We start from the raw sequence: 16,921 nt of genomic DNA, 5'->3' as shown, positions 1-16,921 counted from the left end.
CGGCCTAGAGCCGACCCGACGCTTTCAGGGCGATGTAGGCGTCGGCCAGAGCGGGGGGCAAGGTCTCCGGTGATCCGGTGACCACATCCGCCCCGAGCTGCCTGATGGCCGCCGACACCCGCTCGATGTCGAGGAGGGCGCGTTCGGCGGAGGCCGCCCGGTAGACGCTTTCGCGGCTGCCGCGGTCGCGTGTCGCCTCGATCGTCGCCGGGTCGACGACACTCGTCACGACGACGGTGTGGCGCTGCGTGAGCTGGGGGAGCACCGCGAGCAACCCTCGCGCCGCGCCTGGAGCGTCGATCGACGTCTGGAGGACGACGAGTGCACGCTGGTTCGTGATCTGCCTCACCTGGCCGGGGATCGCTTCCCAGTCGGTCTCGATGAGCTCCGGGTCGACGAGCGCCATCGCGTCGACCATCCGCGACAACAACTCGGGCCCGGTTGCACCCTGCACCCGACCCCGCACACGGCGGTCGTAGGCGAGGTAGTCGATGCGGTCGCCGGCCCTCGTCGCCAACGCCGCCAGCAGCAACGCCGCCTCGAACGCGGTGTCGATGCGCGGCTCGTCGACGATGCGCGCCGCGGACGTCCGTCCGGTGTCGGTCACGATGACCACGCGGCGGTCGCGTTCGGGCCGCCAGGTGCGGATCATGACGTCGCCACGCCTGGCGGTCGCCCGCCAATCGATCGATCGCACGTCGTCGCCGCGCACGTACTCGCGCAGTGAGTCGAACTCGGTGCCCTGACCGCGCACCATGACACTCGTCGCACCGTCGAGTTCCCGCAGGCGCGCGATGCGGCTCGGGAGGTGCTTCCGAGACGCGAACGCCGGGAGCACGCGGAGGTGTCCCGGGCTGTTGAGCGTCGCCTGCCGGGCGAGGAGACCGAACGGCCCGAACGAGCGCACCGTCACCTGCGACACCCGGCGCTCGCCGCGGCGGAAGGGCGTGAGCACGAGGCTGACGCTCCGCCGCTCGCCGGGCGGGAGGTCGACACGGAGGCGGGCGGTCGGCGCCCCGGCCGACGGCTGCCAGGCGTCCCGGACGAGGGCGCGCACCCGACGGCCACCGCGGTTGGTCAGCAGGAGGGTGCTCGTCGCCGATTCGCCGAGCCGGATCCGCGACGGGAGTGCGCGTTGCAGGATGATCTCGCGCGGCGACCCGGCGAGGACGAGATCGAGGACGCCGAGGACGGCGACCAGACCGAGCCATCCGGCGAACGCCCAGGCCGCGTCGCCCGTGAGCACACCGACCGCCACGATCGGCACGATGCCGAACGCGACGAGCGCGACGAACCTCCCGGTGACGGCCATCTAGATGGGGACCTGGACCTGCTGCATGATCGACCGCAGGATGGCGTCCACCGAGACGCCTTCGAGCTCCGCCTCCGGTCGCAACTGCATCCGGTGGCGCCAGACGGGCAGGACCATGGTCTGGACGTGGTCCGGGGTGATCGACTGATACCCGCTCAACCAGGCCCAGGCCTTCGCGGACGCCAGCAGCGCCGTCGTCCCTCGGGGACTGACGCCGAGCCGGACGGAGGGGCTGCGTCGTGTCGCGCGGGCGAGGTCGACGACGTAGGCGAGGACGTCGGCGCTGGCACCGACCCGCCCGACCTCCACCTGTGCGGCACGGAGCTCGGCGGCTCCCATCACGGGGGTGACGCCCGCGGCGGCCAGGTCCCGGGGACTGAACCCGGCGGCGTGGCGGCGGAGCACCTCGACTTCGACGTCCCGTTCCGGAACGTCGAGCACGAGCTTCAGGAGGAACCGGTCGAGCTGTGCCTCCGGGAGCGTGTAGGTGCCCTCGTATTCGATCGGGTTCTGCGTGGCGGCGACGATGAACGGGTCGGGGAGCGGCAGCGAGCGGCCGTCGACGCTGACCTGGCGTTCCTCCATGGCCTCGAGCAGCGCGGACTGGGTCTTCGGGGGCGTCCGGTTGATCTCGTCGGCCAAGAGGATGTTCGTGAAGACGGGGCCCTCGCGGAACTCGAACTCGCCGGTCTTCGCGTCGTAGACGAGCGATCCGGTGACATCGCCCGGCATCAGGTCGGGGGTGAACTGCACCCGCTTGGTGTCGAGGCTGAGGGCGTGACTGAGCGATCGGACGAGCAGCGTCTTGGCGACACCCGGCACACCTTCGAGGAGCGCGTGTCCCTTCGCGAGCAGCGCGATCACGAGGCCGGTGACGGCGGCGTCCTGTCCCACGACGGCCTTGCCGACCTCGACGCGCACCTGGGCGAGTGCTCGGCGGAGGTCGTCGGGGCTCGGGGTGGTGGTTCCGGGCGCTGGGGCGTCGGTCATGGATGGTTCCTTCCGGTGAGGTCCGTGGCGCGCGCGACGGCGGCTTCGAGATCGAGCAGGTGATCGGACAGGCTGACGAGGTCGGCGTCACTCGTCGGTTCGGCGTCGAGGAGGACGGCGCGGACGTGTCTGGGGTCGAGGCCGGCGATGCCCGCGACCGTGTCGGCGACCTCGACGACCGAGGCGTGACGGGAGAGCCCCGTGGCGACGGCGAGTCGGGAGACGGTGCCGATGCGGAGCGCGTCGAGTGCACGCCGTCGGTTCGCGGAGCGCTGGTAGAGCCGCGCACGCCCCTCCATCGTCTCGCTCGCCCGGACCGCCACCGGCAGGTCCTCGATGACGAGTGGGCCGAACCGGCGTCCGCGCCAGATCATGGCGAGGATCGCGGTGATGACGACGGTGCCCGTGACCCCGGCGACCCAGCTCGGGGTCAGTTCGTCGAGGCTCGGCGGGCCCGTGACGGGCACGTCGGCGAGGCTCGGGAGGTACCAGACCAGCTGCTCGGTGCCACCGAGCAGGCCGAGGGCCAGCGCCGCGTTCCCGGCTCGGTCGACGGCGTCGTTCGTGAGCGCGTCCGCGGAGCCGAGCAGCACCCGTTCGCCGTCGTCCTGCGTGATCACCGCGCTCCCGCCGGAATCCGCGGTGAAGCACCCCTCGGTGTCGGCGTCCGTCGTCGTGTACAGAGTCCAACCGCCGGTGACCGATTCGGCGCGGTCGGCGGTGTCGTCTGCGCAGTCCGCTCGGAGGACTTCGGAGGCGTCGACGCTGCCGGCGAACGACACCCCGGGGAAGAGGACGCGGAGCACCGACGCGCGCGGCGTGACCACCACGAGTCGAGCGTCGGCGTCGCTCAGCCGCCCGAGCTGCGCTGCGTCCAGCAGACCGGTCGGATCGAAGTACAGCACCGTGCTCTCCGAGTCCTCGACGGCTTGGAGCGTCGCGTCGAGGGTCGTCGTTTCACTCACAGTGACCCCCTCCTGGCGGAGGACCTGGGCGAGCGCCCGACCACCGTTCGGGGTCTGGTTGCCGGGGCTCAGCAGGGCGGCGTCGATGGAGGCGCCGCGCGTCGCGAACATGAGCACGAGCGCGACACCGATCGCGAACACCGCCGCGACGATCCAGAACCGGCTCCGTCGCAGTCTCGTGCGGAGCCGCGGCGTGGCGACGTCGGGTTCGGGCTGCTGCTCGGCAGCGGGCTTCGTCGTGAGGGTCACCGCAGGACGCCCTCCGGCTCGGCGAGGAAGGCGGGGGCCGCCGTGGCGAGTCGGGCGTCCAAGGCCTCGAGCTCGCGGTACTGCTCCTCGGTGCCGGTCGCAGCGAGGTACCGGACGGCGTCGAAGACGTCCGCCGCCCGCTCGAGCGCGCGTCCCTCGGCGGGGAACGCCGCCGCCGCCCGGGCCGCGAAGCCGTGTGCCGTGGTGCCGGGGGACACCACCACGATCGTCCGCTCGGAGAGCCCACGGGCGATGGCTCGGTAGAGCTCCTGGAGTGCGACGGTCCAGTCGCCGGCGCCGGCCGCCGTCCTCGCATCGCGGCGCAGCTGATCGGCGGTGCGGTCGTCGCGCTCGCCGAACAGGTCCAGCTGCCGGGTGCTCCGCCGGTTGATGCGCGGCACGCCCCACACGATGAACGCGATCACGATGCCGACGACGACCACCGTCATCGCGATGATCGGGAACAGCCCGGTGAACGGTCCGTCTCCTGGCACCCGGAGGGAGTTGACCCAATCCCAGAAGGCCTTCGAGATGATGTCCCACAGGGACGGTTGCGCCGTCTGGTACTCGGGTTTCGACAGCTCGCGTTGCAGGAGGTCACGTGCGCCTGGAGCGTCCGGGACGAGCGGGACGTCGAGTCGCGAGGTGAGGACCAACGGGTTCATCGGGGTGCTTTACCCCCGGCGGCTGCGAGGTCGAAGGGGTTGTCGACCGCCTCGCGGCCTCCGGACCGGGCCTCCACGAACCGGGCCAGATCGAGGTCGAGGCCCTCCTTCCGCATGCGCAGGTCGATGTAGATCACGGCGGAGGTGGCGCTGATGACGACGACGGTGATCGCGCCGATGATGACGGAGACGAGCAGAGACAGGCCCTGAGCGGCGATGGTGGCCACGATCATCGTCGCTTCGGAGTCGACACCGACGAGGATCACGGGCACGAAACTCGCGAGCAGACTGATGGGCGTCGCGACGACCTGCGAGGCGACGCTGACGACGGAGGAGACGAGGAACTGGACGCCGAACGTCCGCCAGAAGTAGCCGTCGGTCAGGCGCCACGAGCGCGCCAGCGCGGGGAACACCCGACTGTTCTCCAGGACGATGATGCTCGGTGTGAGGGAGAACTTCGTCCCCAACCAGGCCGATGCGACGACCAGTACCAGGAGCGCCGCGATCGCCATGACCACGGTCAGGACCACGCCGGCTCTGCCGCCGAGTCCGGTGAGGACGAAGCCGAGGCCGACCGCGACGGCGATGAAGACGGTCACGACGCCGATGAGGAGGAAGGTGTAGCCGATGAGCGGGAGGAAGCGCTTCTTGGTGCGACGCCAGAGGACCCCGAGCGGCAGCTTCTCGCCGAGGGTGCCGCGGGCGACCTCCTGGGCGATGATGCCCTGCAGGATCGCGCTCCCGGCGATCGAGACCGCGATCGGGATGAGCGAGGAGAGGATGATCGCCGTGATCCCGCCGGCACCGATGGTGTCCTCTTCGCCGGGGGCCGCCTGCGACAGCCGACTGAACGAGAGCCAGGCGACGAGGCCCACGATGACGAGGGAGAGGACCGCGGTGAGGCCCTGGAAGAGCAGTGCGCTCCCGAACGTCGCCTTCGGGTTCCGGCGCAGGACGAGGAAGGGGGCGCCGAAGAGGTCGCTGAACGACAGCGGGCGGAGCGGGATGAGTCCCGGCTTGGGCGGGGGTGCCCAGCCCTGCTGGGGACCGGGGGCCCACTGCGCGGCGTTCGCGTAGGGGTTCGCGTCGTAGCCGGCGCTCGGGGCAGCCTGAGGCGCGCCGTAGCCGGGCTGGTGAGAGGGGGCGGACGGCTGGGTGTACGGAGGCTGTTGTCCGTACGGAGCCTGTTGTCCGTAACCCGGCTGTTGGCCATACCCCTGCTGCTGCCCATACCCCGGCTGTTGGCCGTAGGCCTGCTGCTGGCCGTATCCGGGCTGCTGCTGCGGGTATCCGGAGGGTTGCGGGTACCCGGGCTGCTGCGGTGTCTGTCGGGGTGGCGGCGGTGCCGACTCCTCCGGTCGCCGTGGTTCCTCGGGGTTCGTCCATGGGCGCTGACTCTGATCGCCCATCTCGCCCCCGGCTCGCTGTCCACCGTCCATCAGCAGCACCCCCTCGCCGTCTCGAACCCCTCCATGTTGTCACACCGGGCCGGTCCGCGACCGGACCTTCGGCGGTTCCGGGGGACAGTTCGACTACGCTGAGGCGAGACGTAAGGACACCGGTCAGGCAGCGCGGCCGGCCGGTCACACCCGAGACGGAGCTATGAACGCACGCATCCTCGTCGTCGACGACGACACCGCACTCGCCGAGATGATCGGCATCGTCCTGCGCACCGAGGGTTTCGAACCGTCGTTCTGCGCGGACGGCAGCGGCGCGCTCCAGGCGTTCCGCGACACGAAGCCCGACCTCGTCCTGCTCGACCTCATGCTGCCCGGTATCGACGGGATCGAGGTCTGTCGCCTCATCCGGCAGGAGTCCGGCGTCCCCGTGATCATGCTGACCGCGAAGTCCGACACTGCGGACGTGGTCAAAGGCCTCGAATCCGGAGCCGACGACTACATGGTCAAGCCCTTCAACCCGAAGGAGCTCGTGGCCAGGATCCGCACGCGGTTGCGCGCCCCGGCCGCCGACCTCGCCGAGACGCTCCGCATCGGCGACCTCACCGTCGACGTCGCCGGCCACGAGGTCCGTCGGGCCGACGGGGTCATCGGCCTCACCCCGCTGGAGTTCGACCTCCTGCTCGCCCTCGCGAGCAAGCCGCAGCAGGTCTTCACCCGCGAGATGCTGCTCGAGCAGGTGTGGGGGTACCACTACAAGGCCGACACCCGGCTGGTGAACGTGCACGTGCAACGGCTCCGCGCCAAGGTCGAGGAAGACCCGGACAACCCCAAGATCGTCATGACGGTCCGCGGCGTCGGGTACCGCGCCGGCGCCGTCACCGGCTGATCCGACATGGCCTCCCGACTCGCCGGCTGGGCGGCCGACTGGCGTCTCTGGCGGACGTGGCCGCAGCAACTGCGCTCGCAGTGGCGGCGCTCGCTGCAGTTCCGGACCGTCGCCATCACCGTCGGGCTGTCAGGACTCGCCATCCTCCTGACCGGCGCCTACCTCTCCTTCAGCATCGGGAACGACCTCTTCCAGTCCCGGCTGCAGCAGGCGCTCGCCGGTTCCAGTCGTGCCATCGCCTCGGCGCAGAGCATCCTCGACGCCTCGGACGCCAGCGAGCGGGTCGCCCTGCAGCAGCTGATGGGCACGGTGCGGACCGACCTCCAGACCACGTCCGGCAGCAGCCTGATCGCGGCCTACCGCGCTCCTGGCCAGGACTTCAGCCAGGTGACGCCGCCGGGCTTCGAGTCACCGGGGCTCGCCGGCGGTGTGATCTCGGACGAGCTCACGGAAGCGGTCCGAGCCGATCCGGACACGCTCCAGTGGCAGTCGGTCACCCTCACCACCGCGGACGGCTCGTCGACCGCCGGCATCGTCGTCGGGTCGGAGGTGTCGATGCCGACCGCGGGGTCGTACGAGATCTATCTCGGGTACGACCTGAACGAGTCGGAGCAGACGCTCGGGTTCGTCCAACGCACCCTGTTCCTCGCCGGTGTCGGCCTGATGATCCTCGTCGGCGGCGCCGCGTGGTTCATCGTCCGGTTCGTCGCGACGCCCATCCGCTCCGCCGCCGAGACGAGCCAACGCCTCGCCGGTGGTGACCTCGACGTGCGTATGCCGGAGAAGGGCGAGGACGAGCTCGCGACGCTCGCCAGGTCCTTCAACGGCATGGCCGCGAGCATGCAGAAACAGATCAAGGAACTGGCCGAGCTCTCGCTCGTGCAGCAGCGGTTCGTCTCGGACGTCTCGCATGAGCTGCGCACGCCGCTCACGACGATCCGGCTCGCCGGCGACGTGCTCTACGACCAGCGGGACTCCTTCCCCCCGGCGACGGAGCGGACGGCGGAGCTCCTGCACGATCAGGTGGGCCGGTTCGAGATCCTGCTCGCCGACCTGCTCGAGATCAGCCGGTACGACGCGGGGAGCATCGAGCTCGACCTGGAACCGACGAGCCTCGTCCATCTCGCCGAGGAGGTCGTGGACGAGCTGCGACCCCTCGCGGAGCCGACCGGGTCGGATCTCCGCATCGTCGCGCCCGGCGGATACTCGGCGGTCCCGATGGACCCGCGCCGCATTCGTCGGATCGTGCGCAACCTCATCGGCAACGCCATCGAGCACGGCGAAGGGAAACCGATCGTGGTGTCGGTCGACAGCAACGAGTCCTCGGTCGCCATCGCCGTCCGGGACTACGGCCAGGGGATGACCCCTGAGGCGACGGAGCGGGTCTTCGACCGCTTCTGGCGCGCGGACCCGTCGCGCAAACGGACCATCGGTGGAACGGGCCTCGGGCTCGCCATCTCGCTCGAGGACGCGATCCTCCACGAGGGCTGGCTGGAGGTCTGGTCGGAGCCGGCGGGCGGTTCGTCCTTCCGCCTCACGATCCCACGCGAGCCGGGGACGGACATCGTCCGATCGCCGATCAGCCTGCCCCCGGACGACGCGATCGAGTCCATCGTCGACGAGCTGACCGCCCCGACGACGCGCTCGCTCCAGACGGTGACCTCGCCCGACGACGATGAGGAGGATCCACGTGCCTGACCGCTCCGCACGACCTGGGCGCCGACGATCCGTCGCGCGCCGCTTCGCCGCCGCCGCCCTCCCGGTACTGCTCGTCGTCGTCCTCTCCGCCTGCGTCGGCATCCCGCGCGGCGGTTCGGTGCAGGACGGCGGCACCGTCGGGGGGAGCGATGGCGATGTGGACGTCAACTTCATCGCGCCAGGCCCGACGGAGGGCGCGACCCAGGAGCAGATCCTGCGCGGTTTCGTCGACGCGGCCGCGAGCCCCCAGAACAACTACGAGATCGCTCGCGAGTTCCTCGCGCCGGAGCTCAGGTCCGACTGGGATCCCGACGCGGGCGTGACGATCGACCAGGGTGGGCGGACCTTCGCGCCCGTCGCGGATGCGGTGCAGTTGACGGTCAGCCCCGTGGCCGCGGTGGACGACCGCGGCGAGTACCGCGAATCGGCGAACTCCTCGCCGCTCAGCTGGACGTACGGGTTCATCCAGGTGCGCGGGGAGTGGCGTATCGCGTCCGCTCCACCCGGCATCGTGCTCGAGGCTTCGACCTTCGCCGACGTCTTCGCGGCGTACTCGCTGAGCTACTTCGACCCGAGCTACAGCCGACTCGTGCCGGACCAGCGGTGGTTCCCGTCCAGAGCCTCCACAGCCACGAGGATCGTCGGGGCGTTGCTCGACGGGCCCGCGGAGTGGTTGAAGGGCGCGGTCGCGACGGCGTTCCCCGAGGGGACGTCACTCACGAGCGACGCGGTCCCGGTCGAGGCGGGTACCGCCCGCGTGGACCTGACCAAACCGGCCCTGCAGGCCGACGCCGTCACCCTCCAGCGGATGCAGCTCCAGCTGACGAGCAGTCTCGTGCAGCTGTCCGGCAGTGTGGGCGGTGTCGCGGCGGTCTCGAACGTCGCGATCACCGTGGTCGGCAACTCCACCCAGACGGTGTCGCCGCTGACCCTCACCGCGCCGCGCGTCGATCCCAGGGCGCTCGTGCAGCGCGGCGACGAGTTCGGCTTCGCCTCAGGTGACGGGATCGAGACGGTGCCGGGGATCTCGACGGCGGTCGTCGCGGCCGGAGCGGACGCCGCGGTGCTCTCGGCCGACCACGACCAGGCGGCGGTGCGGTCCGCGGCGGGCGTCACGGTCGTCCAGGCGGACGGCGACGTCCGGCTCGTCGACGACCGGCCGGGGCTGCTGCCGCCGACGATGGACCCGTTCGGCTTCACCTGGACCGTCCCGGCCTCCGCGCCCACGGCTCTGCTCGCGCACGATGCCGCCGGCGGCACGGTCCAGGTCACCACGAGCTGGACGGGAGCGTCCACGATCGACTCGATCCAGATCTCCAGGGAGGGGACCCGTCTGGTCGCCCTCCTCAGGGACGGCACCCAGTCCCGGCTCGTGGCCGCAGCGATCATCCGGGGCGACCGGAACGCGCCGCTGCGACTCGGCGACCCGGTCGAGCTCCGCGTGATGTCCTCGGAGGCGAAGACCGTCACCTGGGTCGACGACATCACCGTCGCCGTGCTGCTCGACGGCGACGGTCAGACGACGATCCTCACGCAGCAGATCGGTGGGCGCTCGGCGCCGGTGCCGCCGTTGGCGAACGTGACGACGCTCGTCGGCGGGAACGGGCTCACCCAGCTGCGGGCCCTCACGAGCGACGGTCGGCTCCTGCTCCCACGGGGATCGAGCTGGCAGGAAGCGGGCGGCGACGTCCGGTTCATCGCGACGCAGCTGGGTTCGCCCGACTGAGCGACCGCGCTCCACACCCTGCCGCCACACCCTCCGGCGTGCTTCCTCGGTCGATCCTGCTCCGCGACGGCGCAGTGGCGCAGGATCATCGGAGGATGACCTTCACCTTCGACCGACAGGCGGCTGTCGTCGCGACCCGAGCGGCCTGTCTCGACGCCTGGTCGCTGCTCGTGCCCGTGGTGTGCGCCGGTTGCGGGTCTCCCGACCGAGGCCTCTGCGACCCGTGTCGTGCCCGTCTGTGTGCACCGGTTGGACCCGGGTCAGACGCCGGGGTGCGCTGGTCCTGCCCGGGCGGCATCCCGGGGCTCGCCGCGCGTCGATACGACGCGCTGGTCGGCGCGGTCCTGCTCGCGTACAAGGAGGACGCACGGGTCGGGCTCGTCCGGCCCCTGGCCGCAGCGTTGGAACCCGCGTTCCGGCTCGCCATGGTCGAGGCGGCGCGGGCTTCGGACGGCGTCGCCCCGGAGATCGCGACCATCCCGGCCAGACGACGCGCTGCGCGGGAGCGGGGCTTCCACCCGGTGGAGCGGATCGTCCGTCGTCTCGGTGCCCGCCCGCGCCGACCGCTCCGGTGGGCCAGGGAGCCGGCCGATCAACGCGACTTCGGCCGCGCGGAGCGGTTCGCGAACCTGGAGGGCGCGCTGGTCGCTCGTGAGACGCTCGCCGATCGTCGGTTCCTCCTCGTCGAGGACGTCGTCACCACCGGTGCCACCGTCGCGGAGGCGGTCCGCGCGGTCCACGCGGCGGGCGGGGTCGTCGCCGGTGTCGTCGCGCTCGCCCGGGTCGACGGGTGAACGATCGAGGTCCCGGACGGCCGTCGGGTGAACACACGCCGAACTCTGCTGATGACTTCCGCAGCATCGGGCACTACGGTGGCAGAACGGCGCGAAAGACCGCCCGAGACCGGGTGGTCAGCCGGATGAGGAGGTCGAACGTGGATATCAACATCGTCGGACTTGGACTCGGCATCACCGATCGGTTCCGCGAGTACGCGACCGAGAAGGCGGAGAAGGTCGCCCACCTGGTCGAGCAGGCGCAGTCGCTCGACATCAAGGTGTCCCGCCACAACGACGCCAACGGTCGCAAGGGTGAGGATCGCGTGGAGCTCACGCTCGTGGGACCCGGGCCGCTGGTCCGGGCGGAGTCGACCGGCTCCGACAAGTACGTCGCCTTCGACCTGGCGATCGCCCGCATGCTCGAGCGCGTCCGCCGGTCCAAGGACCGCAAACAGGAACACCGCGGCAAGCACCGGACGTCCCTGCACGCGGCGAGCAGCGAGGGCTTCAGCGGGGTCGACATCACCCCTGCGGCACCCGAGCTCATCGAGCAGGTCGCGACCGGGAGCGTCGCGACGCTGACCCGTGAGGACGAGGAACCCGAGGCCTACTCGCCCGTCGTGATCCGCACGAAGGAGTTCCCCGCCGAGTGGATGAGCCTCGAGGAGGCGGTGGACCGCATGGAACTCGTCGGTCACGACTTCTTCCTGTTCATCGACGCCGCCTCGGAGCGCGCGAGCGTCGTGTACCGCCGGAAGGGCTGGGACTACGGCGTGATCAGCCTCGAGGACGGCTCGAAGTAACGTCAGCTCCATCCGCCGACGCGGTCGCCCGGTTCGCCGGGCGGCCGCGTCGTGGTGTGTCGGTCCCGACGTCGAAGGCGGGGTCGCGCGCGCGCAGTCGTGCCGACGTCGCCGCGAGCCACTCGAGTTCCGCGGCGGCGCGGCGGCGCCGCGCGTCCAGGCCGATCCACGCGATGTCGCCCTGCGGAGTCGGCGGGAGGGCGGCGAGTGTGCTGTCGAGGTCCTGGGCGAGGTCGAGGGTCCAGGCCTGCTGCACCGCGATGACGCCGTGGGCGTCGACCCCGCGCAACGACGCCGCGAGCGCGACCTTGTTCGGGAGCTCGTCCCGTGAGGCGCCCGTGGTGACCGGTGTCGACCACCAGGCGTCGAGGACCGCCAGACCCGCAGTCGTGATCCGGTAGAAGACGTGACCCTGCCCGTTCACCGCCGCGCGTTCGACGAGCCCGTCGCGCTCCAGCCGATCGAGGGTCGCGTAGGCCTGGCCGACGTTGAGCGCCGTCGTCGGTGTCGTCCGGCGGTCGAACTCCGCACGCAGCCGGTACCCGTAGTCGTCGCCTGAGGCGAGGATCGCGAGGAGACCGTGTTTGACGGACATCGAACCTCCCACATATACCTACGCCGTATGGTGCGACCAGCCTACTGACCGGACCGTCGCGCGGGACGGCGGCGCTCCGAGGACATCGGCGGACGGCCGATACACAGGGTCCACTCAAGCGACTCACCGCTAACATGTTGAGAGGACTGCCCCGTTCTGGTGCACCCCGTCCGTCCAGGTCAGTCGACCCGGGTGGAGATCAGGAACACGTAATGGAGAGCAATTCGTGGCCTCACCACTTGAGAAGATCCTTCGCGTCGGCGAAGGTCGCATCCTCCGGAAGCTGACCAGCCTCACGAAGGCGGTCAATGCCCTCGAGGACGACTTCACGGAGTTGAGCGACGAGGAGCTGAAGAGCGAGACCGTCGAGTTGCGTGAGCGCTTCGAGAACGGCGAGACCCTCGACGACCTCCTCCCCGAGGCGTTCGCGGCGGTGCGCGAAGCAGCGCGTCGCACGATCGGCATGCGTCACTTCGACGTCCAGATCATGGGTGGTGCCGCCCTGCACCTCGGCAACATCGCCGAGATGAAGACCGGTGAGGGCAAGACGCTCGTCGCGACCCTCCCGGCGTACCTCAACGCGATCGCCGGCAAGGGCGTCCACATCGTCACGGTGAACGACTACCTGGCGTCGTACCAGTCGGAGATCATGGGCCGCGTCTTCCGTGCGCTGGGCATGACGACCGGCGTGATCGTCGAGGGCCAGACGCCGGAGCAGCGGCGCGAGCAGTACGCCGCCGACATCACCTACGGCACGAACAACCAGTTCGGCTTCGACTACCTGCGCGACAACATGGCGTGGCAGGCCAAGGACATGGTGCAGCGCGGCCACTTCTTCGCCGTGGTCGACGAGGTCGACTCCATCCTCATCGACGAGGCACGCACCCCGCTCATCATCTCCGGCAAGGCCTCGGGCGAGGCCAACCGCTGGTTCCAGGAGTTCGCACGGCTCGCGGTCCGACTCGAACCCGGCGAGGACTTCGAGGTCGACGAGAAGAAGCGCACCGTCGGCGTGCTCGAGCCCGGTATCGAGAAGGTCGAGGACTACCTCGGCATCGACAACCTCTACGAGTCCGCCAACACCCCGCTCATCTCGTTCCTGAACAACGCGATCAAGGCCCGCGCGCTCTTCAAGAAGGACAAGGACTACGTCGTGATGAACGGCGAGGTGCTGATCGTCGACGAACACACGGGTCGTATCCTCGTCGGCCGACGCTACAACGAGGGCATCCACCAGGCGATCGAGGCCAAGGAGGGCGTCGCCGTCCAGGCGGAGAACCAGACGCTCGCCACGGTGACGCTCCAGAACTACTTCCGGCTCTACGAGAAGCTCTCGGGCATGACCGGTACGGCCGAGACCGAGGCGGCGGAGTTCATGTCGACCTACAAGCTCGGCGTCGTACCCATCCCGACGAACCGTCCGATGCAGCGCATCGACCAGTCCGACCTCGTCTACAAGAACGAGGAGGCGAAGTTCGCGCAGGTCGTCGAGGACATCGTCGAGCGGCACGAGCAGGGCCAGCCGGTGCTGGTCGGCACGACGAGCGTCGAGAAGAGCGAGTACCTGTCTCGGCTCCTCGCCAAGAAGGGTGTGAAGCACGAGGTCCTCAACGCGAAGAACCACGCGCGTGAGGCCGCGATCATCGCCCAGGCCGGTCGACTCGGCTCGGTCACCGTCGCCACCAACATGGCCGGACGTGGAACCGACATCATGCTCGGCGGCAACGCGGAGTTCCTCGCCGTCGCCGAGATGAACGCGAAGGGTCTCAGCCCGATCGAGACGCCCGAGGAGTACGAGGCGGCGTGGGACGAGGTCTTCACGGAGGTCAAGGCCGCGGTCAAGGTCGAGGCCGACAAGGTGATCGAAGCCGGTGGCCTCTACGTCCTCGGCACCGAGCGCCACGAGTCCCGTCGCATCGACAACCAGCTCCGCGGTCGTTCCGGACGTCAGGGAGACCCCGGCGAGAGCCGCTTCTACCTGTCGCTCACCGACGACCTCATGCGCCTGTTCAACGCCGGCGCTGCCGAGAGCCTCATGGGCCGTCAGAACGTCCCGGACGACCTGGCGATCGAATCGAAGATCGTGAGTCGCGCGATTCGCAGCGCTCAGTCCCAGGTCGAGGCGCGCAACGCCGAGATCCGGAAGAACGTGCTCAAGTACGATGACGTCCTCAACCGCCAGCGCGAGGCGATCTACTCCGACCGCCGCCACATCCTGGAGGGCGACGACCTCCACGACCGCGCACAGCAGTTCCTGGAGAGCGTCGTGGACGACGTGCTCGACGAACACACCGGTGAGGGGAACGGCGACGACTGGGACTTCGACGCCCTGTGGGCCGAGCTCAAGACCCTGTACCCGGTGAGTCTGACGATCGACGAGGTGGTCCAGGAGGCCGGAGCGAAGGGGCGGATCAACCGCGACTTCATGCGCCGCGAGATCCTGTCCGACGCGAAGCTGGCGTACACCAACCGTGAGGAGTCCCTCGGGGCCCCCGCGATGCGCGAACTCGAGCGTCGGGTCGTGCTCCAGGTGATCGACCGCCGTTGGCGCGACCACCTCTACGAGATGGACTACCTGAAGGACGGCATCGGCCTCCGTGCCATGGCGCAGCGTGACCCGCTCGTCGAGTACCAGCGCGAGGGATACGCGATGTTCCAGCAGATGATGGGGCAGATCCGCGAGGAGAGCGTCGGATTCCTGTTCAACCTCGAGGTCGAGGTGAACGGCGAGGTCGATTCCGGTGCCGCAGCACCGGCGATCACGGCCAAGGGCCTGACGCAGGAGACGCCCGACACCGAGAAGCTGAGCTACTCCGCGCCGAGCGAGCAGGGCGGCGTCGAGGTGCGCAACCAGCGCGGGCAGATCGAGAAGGCGGCCACCGAGCGCGCTCAACGTCTGCAGCAGGCCGGTGGCACCGCCGGTGAGGGCGCTCCGGCGACGAAGGCCACGCCGTCGGCGAAGTCCACGCCGTCGGCGAAGGCGACGCGCGGGGCGTTCGGGCAGCAGTCCGACGCGGCGCCCGCGGCTCCCAGCAACCGTTCCGACCGACGCAAGCAGGGCAAGAAGAAGTAGTCGCTCCGCTCACGACGAAGCCCTCCGGACCAGGAGTCATCGGTCCGGAGGGCTTCGTCGTGACGAGGAGCGGTCGCCTGGGCTCAGAGGACGCTGACGGAGGTGGCTCGCCACCGGCCGTCGAGGCCCTCGAGTCGGATGGCGACGGCGCGGGATCTGGCGCGCCCGTGCACCATGACGACGGATTCGACGACGCCGTCCCGCGGTTCCGTGACGGTGACGGTGCCGATCGAGATGAGGGGGACGCTCCCCGGGACGCCGCGGACGCGTCGAGCTCGTTCGGCGAGGATGACCCGCTTCAGCAGGACGGTGTGGACGTCGGCCGTGATCCAGCGAGCGAGCTGCGTGAGGTCGCGCGCTCCGGCGATGACCTCGATGACGCTGCGGGTGAGGTTCTCGAGGAGCGGCCGTGGGTCGGGGAGCTCGGCCCGGGGTGCGGGCTGGTGTCCGAAGAACTCGTCGCTCCCCGGGCGGATGACGGAGCGAGGCTCCCTGGTGCGACGCTCCGGGAGCGGACCGGTCGGCCGGAGGCGCGCCGGGCGCGCCGCGGACTCGTCGTCGTCATGCCGTGCAGCGATGGTCATGGGGCCTCCGAGGGGTCGAACGGCCGACCGGAGTGGGGCGACCGTATGTGGAATGTTAAACTAACCATGCCAGAGATCCGATGTCCAGCACTTCCCCGAGTGGTTCCTCGCTGTGGAGAACTCGCGACGCCAGGGCGGTCGGCGCACTAGCGTCGGCGTATGCGTTGGGACAGCCTGTTCGACGATCTCGCCGGCCAGCTCGACGACGAGCTCGAGGCCGACGACGCCGGTGTGCGGCTGGAGGCGGAGCGGCTCCGACGCGGACGGCTCACGGTCCGAGACCGCGTCCTCGCCCTGCAGACCGATCTCGGCACCGACGAAGCGTTGGTCGTCGAGCTCGTCGACGGGAGTACGTGGCGGCTCCGCGTGCGGAGCGTGGGCAAGGACTGGTTGCAGGCCAGTGTCGGAACGTGGGATCGGCAGGAGGTCATCGTGCCGCTCTCGGCCGTCGCGGCGGTCGCGTTGACCCAGACGCAGGTCGACTGGAGTCTCGACGAGGTCGCGTCCCACGAGCCGCGGCTGCTCGACCGCCTCACGATCGCCTTCCTCCTGCGCGACCTGGCTCGCCGACGCTCCGGCGTCTTCGTGCGCACGCGCTCCGGTCGATGGGCCGGGACGATCGACCGCGTCGGACGCGACCATCTCGACCTCGCCGTGCACGAGCCCGGCTCCGTCAGGCGCACGCGTGATGTGGAGCAGATCCGTCTCATCGCGTTCTCGGAACTCGTCGTCGTCGAGCGGGCGGACTGACGCGATCGCAGCCGGTCGTCCGCCAGGGTCGGCGTCAGCTGAAGGGAAGGACCGGCCGGAGCGTCGGGGCGCCGGAGAACTCCGACAGCTCGGTGAACTGGGCCTCGTGCCAGAGCCCTGCACGACGCGCCTCCTCGTACCGACCCGAGATGAAGGCCTCGAGTGCCGAGAACTCGATCCGCCATGGACCGCTGCGGCCGACCCTGATCGCGGGCAGTTCGCCGGTCTCGATGAGCCCGGCGATCTCCGGCGCCGACACGTTCAGCACCTCCGCCGCGTCGCTGACGGTGAGGAAGCGGCCGAGCGGGGCCGGGTCGCGCTGCAGTTCCATTCCTCGATTATCCTCTCGTGCGATCGGCACCCGAAGGTCTGTGGATAACTTCGACGGCACCCACCGCGCACTCGGCAGCATGGGGCGGAGACGGCGCACGGTGTGCCGACGAAGGAGG

The 16,921-nt window shown here is 70.1% G+C and carries 15 protein-coding genes; 7 read left to right on the top strand and 8 right to left on the bottom strand.

Annotated elements, in window-relative coordinates:
• Positions 1-4: 4 nt before the first annotated feature.
• The 5 genes from QRN26_RS13530 to QRN26_RS13510 are packed head-to-tail and all read right to left on the bottom strand — an operon-like array spanning position 5 to position 5,590.
• The gene (locus QRN26_RS13530; RefSeq protein WP_285037197.1) at positions 5-1,312 is read right to left on the bottom strand and encodes a DUF58 domain-containing protein; all 1,308 of its coding nucleotides are present in this window, start codon (positions 1,310-1,312) and stop codon (positions 5-7) included.
• Entirely contained in the window at positions 1,313-2,302 is a 990-nt protein-coding gene (locus tag QRN26_RS13525; protein WP_056781708.1) for an AAA family ATPase, read from the bottom strand.
• On the bottom strand, positions 2,299-3,516 hold the full coding sequence (locus QRN26_RS13520; RefSeq protein WP_285037196.1) for a DUF4350 domain-containing protein: 1,218 nt from the start codon (positions 3,514-3,516) through the stop codon (positions 2,299-2,301). The genes QRN26_RS13525 and QRN26_RS13520 overlap by 4 nt, the downstream gene beginning before the upstream one ends.
• On the bottom strand, positions 3,513-4,181 hold the full coding sequence (locus tag QRN26_RS13515) for a DUF4129 domain-containing protein (RefSeq protein ID WP_056012667.1): 669 nt from the start codon (positions 4,179-4,181) through the stop codon (positions 3,513-3,515). Before QRN26_RS13515 ends, QRN26_RS13520 begins: the two co-directional genes overlap by 4 nt.
• Entirely contained in the window at positions 4,178-5,590 is a 1,413-nt protein-coding gene (locus QRN26_RS13510; protein ID WP_285037195.1) for a DUF7847 domain-containing protein, read from the bottom strand. The genes QRN26_RS13515 and QRN26_RS13510 overlap by 4 nt, the downstream gene beginning before the upstream one ends.
• Before the next feature lie 193 nt (positions 5,591-5,783).
• On the opposite strand from QRN26_RS13510, the gene mtrA reads away from it, so the two are divergent.
• From mtrA to hpf, 5 genes are all read left to right on the top strand, one after another.
• Complete coding sequence (gene mtrA / locus QRN26_RS13505) at positions 5,784-6,467, top strand: MtrAB system response regulator MtrA (protein WP_056012662.1); 684 nt, start codon at positions 5,784-5,786, stop codon at positions 6,465-6,467.
• 6 nt (positions 6,468-6,473) lie between these two features.
• On the top strand, positions 6,474-8,165 hold the full coding sequence (gene mtrB / locus QRN26_RS13500; RefSeq protein ID WP_056012659.1) for an MtrAB system histidine kinase MtrB: 1,692 nt from the start codon (positions 6,474-6,476) through the stop codon (positions 8,163-8,165).
• Entirely contained in the window at positions 8,158-9,891 is a 1,734-nt protein-coding gene (locus QRN26_RS13495; RefSeq protein ID WP_285037194.1) for an LpqB family beta-propeller domain-containing protein, read from the top strand. The genes mtrB and QRN26_RS13495 overlap by 8 nt, the downstream gene beginning before the upstream one ends.
• Before the next feature lie 95 nt (positions 9,892-9,986).
• Complete coding sequence (locus QRN26_RS13490; protein WP_285037193.1) at positions 9,987-10,685, top strand: ComF family protein; 699 nt, start codon at positions 9,987-9,989, stop codon at positions 10,683-10,685.
• Between the two features lie 140 nt (positions 10,686-10,825).
• Positions 10,826-11,470 (top strand): ribosome hibernation-promoting factor, HPF/YfiA family, encoded by a 645-nt coding sequence (hpf, locus tag QRN26_RS13485; protein WP_056012652.1) that lies wholly within the window; start codon positions 10,826-10,828, stop codon positions 11,468-11,470.
• Here hpf and QRN26_RS13480 read toward each other — a convergent pair.
• Entirely contained in the window at positions 11,445-12,065 is a 621-nt protein-coding gene (locus QRN26_RS13480; RefSeq protein WP_285037192.1) for a PadR family transcriptional regulator, read from the bottom strand. The two genes, hpf and QRN26_RS13480, sit on opposite strands and share 26 nt — an antisense overlap.
• A gap of 226 nt (positions 12,066-12,291) precedes the next feature.
• Between QRN26_RS13480 and secA the strand changes: the two genes are divergently transcribed.
• The gene (secA, locus tag QRN26_RS13475) at positions 12,292-15,138 is read left to right on the top strand and encodes a preprotein translocase subunit SecA (RefSeq protein ID WP_285037191.1); all 2,847 of its coding nucleotides are present in this window, start codon (positions 12,292-12,294) and stop codon (positions 15,136-15,138) included.
• Between the two features lie 83 nt (positions 15,139-15,221).
• Here the strand turns inward: secA and QRN26_RS13470 are convergent, their stop codons facing one another.
• Entirely contained in the window at positions 15,222-15,722 is a 501-nt protein-coding gene (locus QRN26_RS13470) for an Rv3235 family protein (RefSeq protein WP_082456144.1), read from the bottom strand.
• A 159-nt stretch (positions 15,723-15,881) separates the two neighbouring features.
• Between QRN26_RS13470 and QRN26_RS13465 the strand changes: the two genes are divergently transcribed.
• The gene (locus QRN26_RS13465; protein ID WP_285037190.1) at positions 15,882-16,472 is read left to right on the top strand and encodes a hypothetical protein; all 591 of its coding nucleotides are present in this window, start codon (positions 15,882-15,884) and stop codon (positions 16,470-16,472) included.
• Positions 16,473-16,506: 34 nt separating this feature from the next.
• On the opposite strand, the gene QRN26_RS13460 is transcribed toward QRN26_RS13465, so the two are convergent.
• Positions 16,507-16,803 (bottom strand): helix-turn-helix domain-containing protein, encoded by a 297-nt coding sequence (locus QRN26_RS13460; protein WP_285037189.1) that lies wholly within the window; start codon positions 16,801-16,803, stop codon positions 16,507-16,509.
• Positions 16,804-16,921: the final 118 nt, after the last annotated feature.

It is taken from the genome of Plantibacter sp. ME-Dv--P-095 (genome assembly GCF_030209365.1).
In the GTDB taxonomy this organism is placed as follows: domain Bacteria; phylum Actinomycetota; class Actinomycetes; order Actinomycetales; family Microbacteriaceae; genus Plantibacter.
The sequence above is the reverse complement of the archived record's forward strand: the minus strand, read 5'-3'. Positions and strand labels throughout refer to the sequence as shown.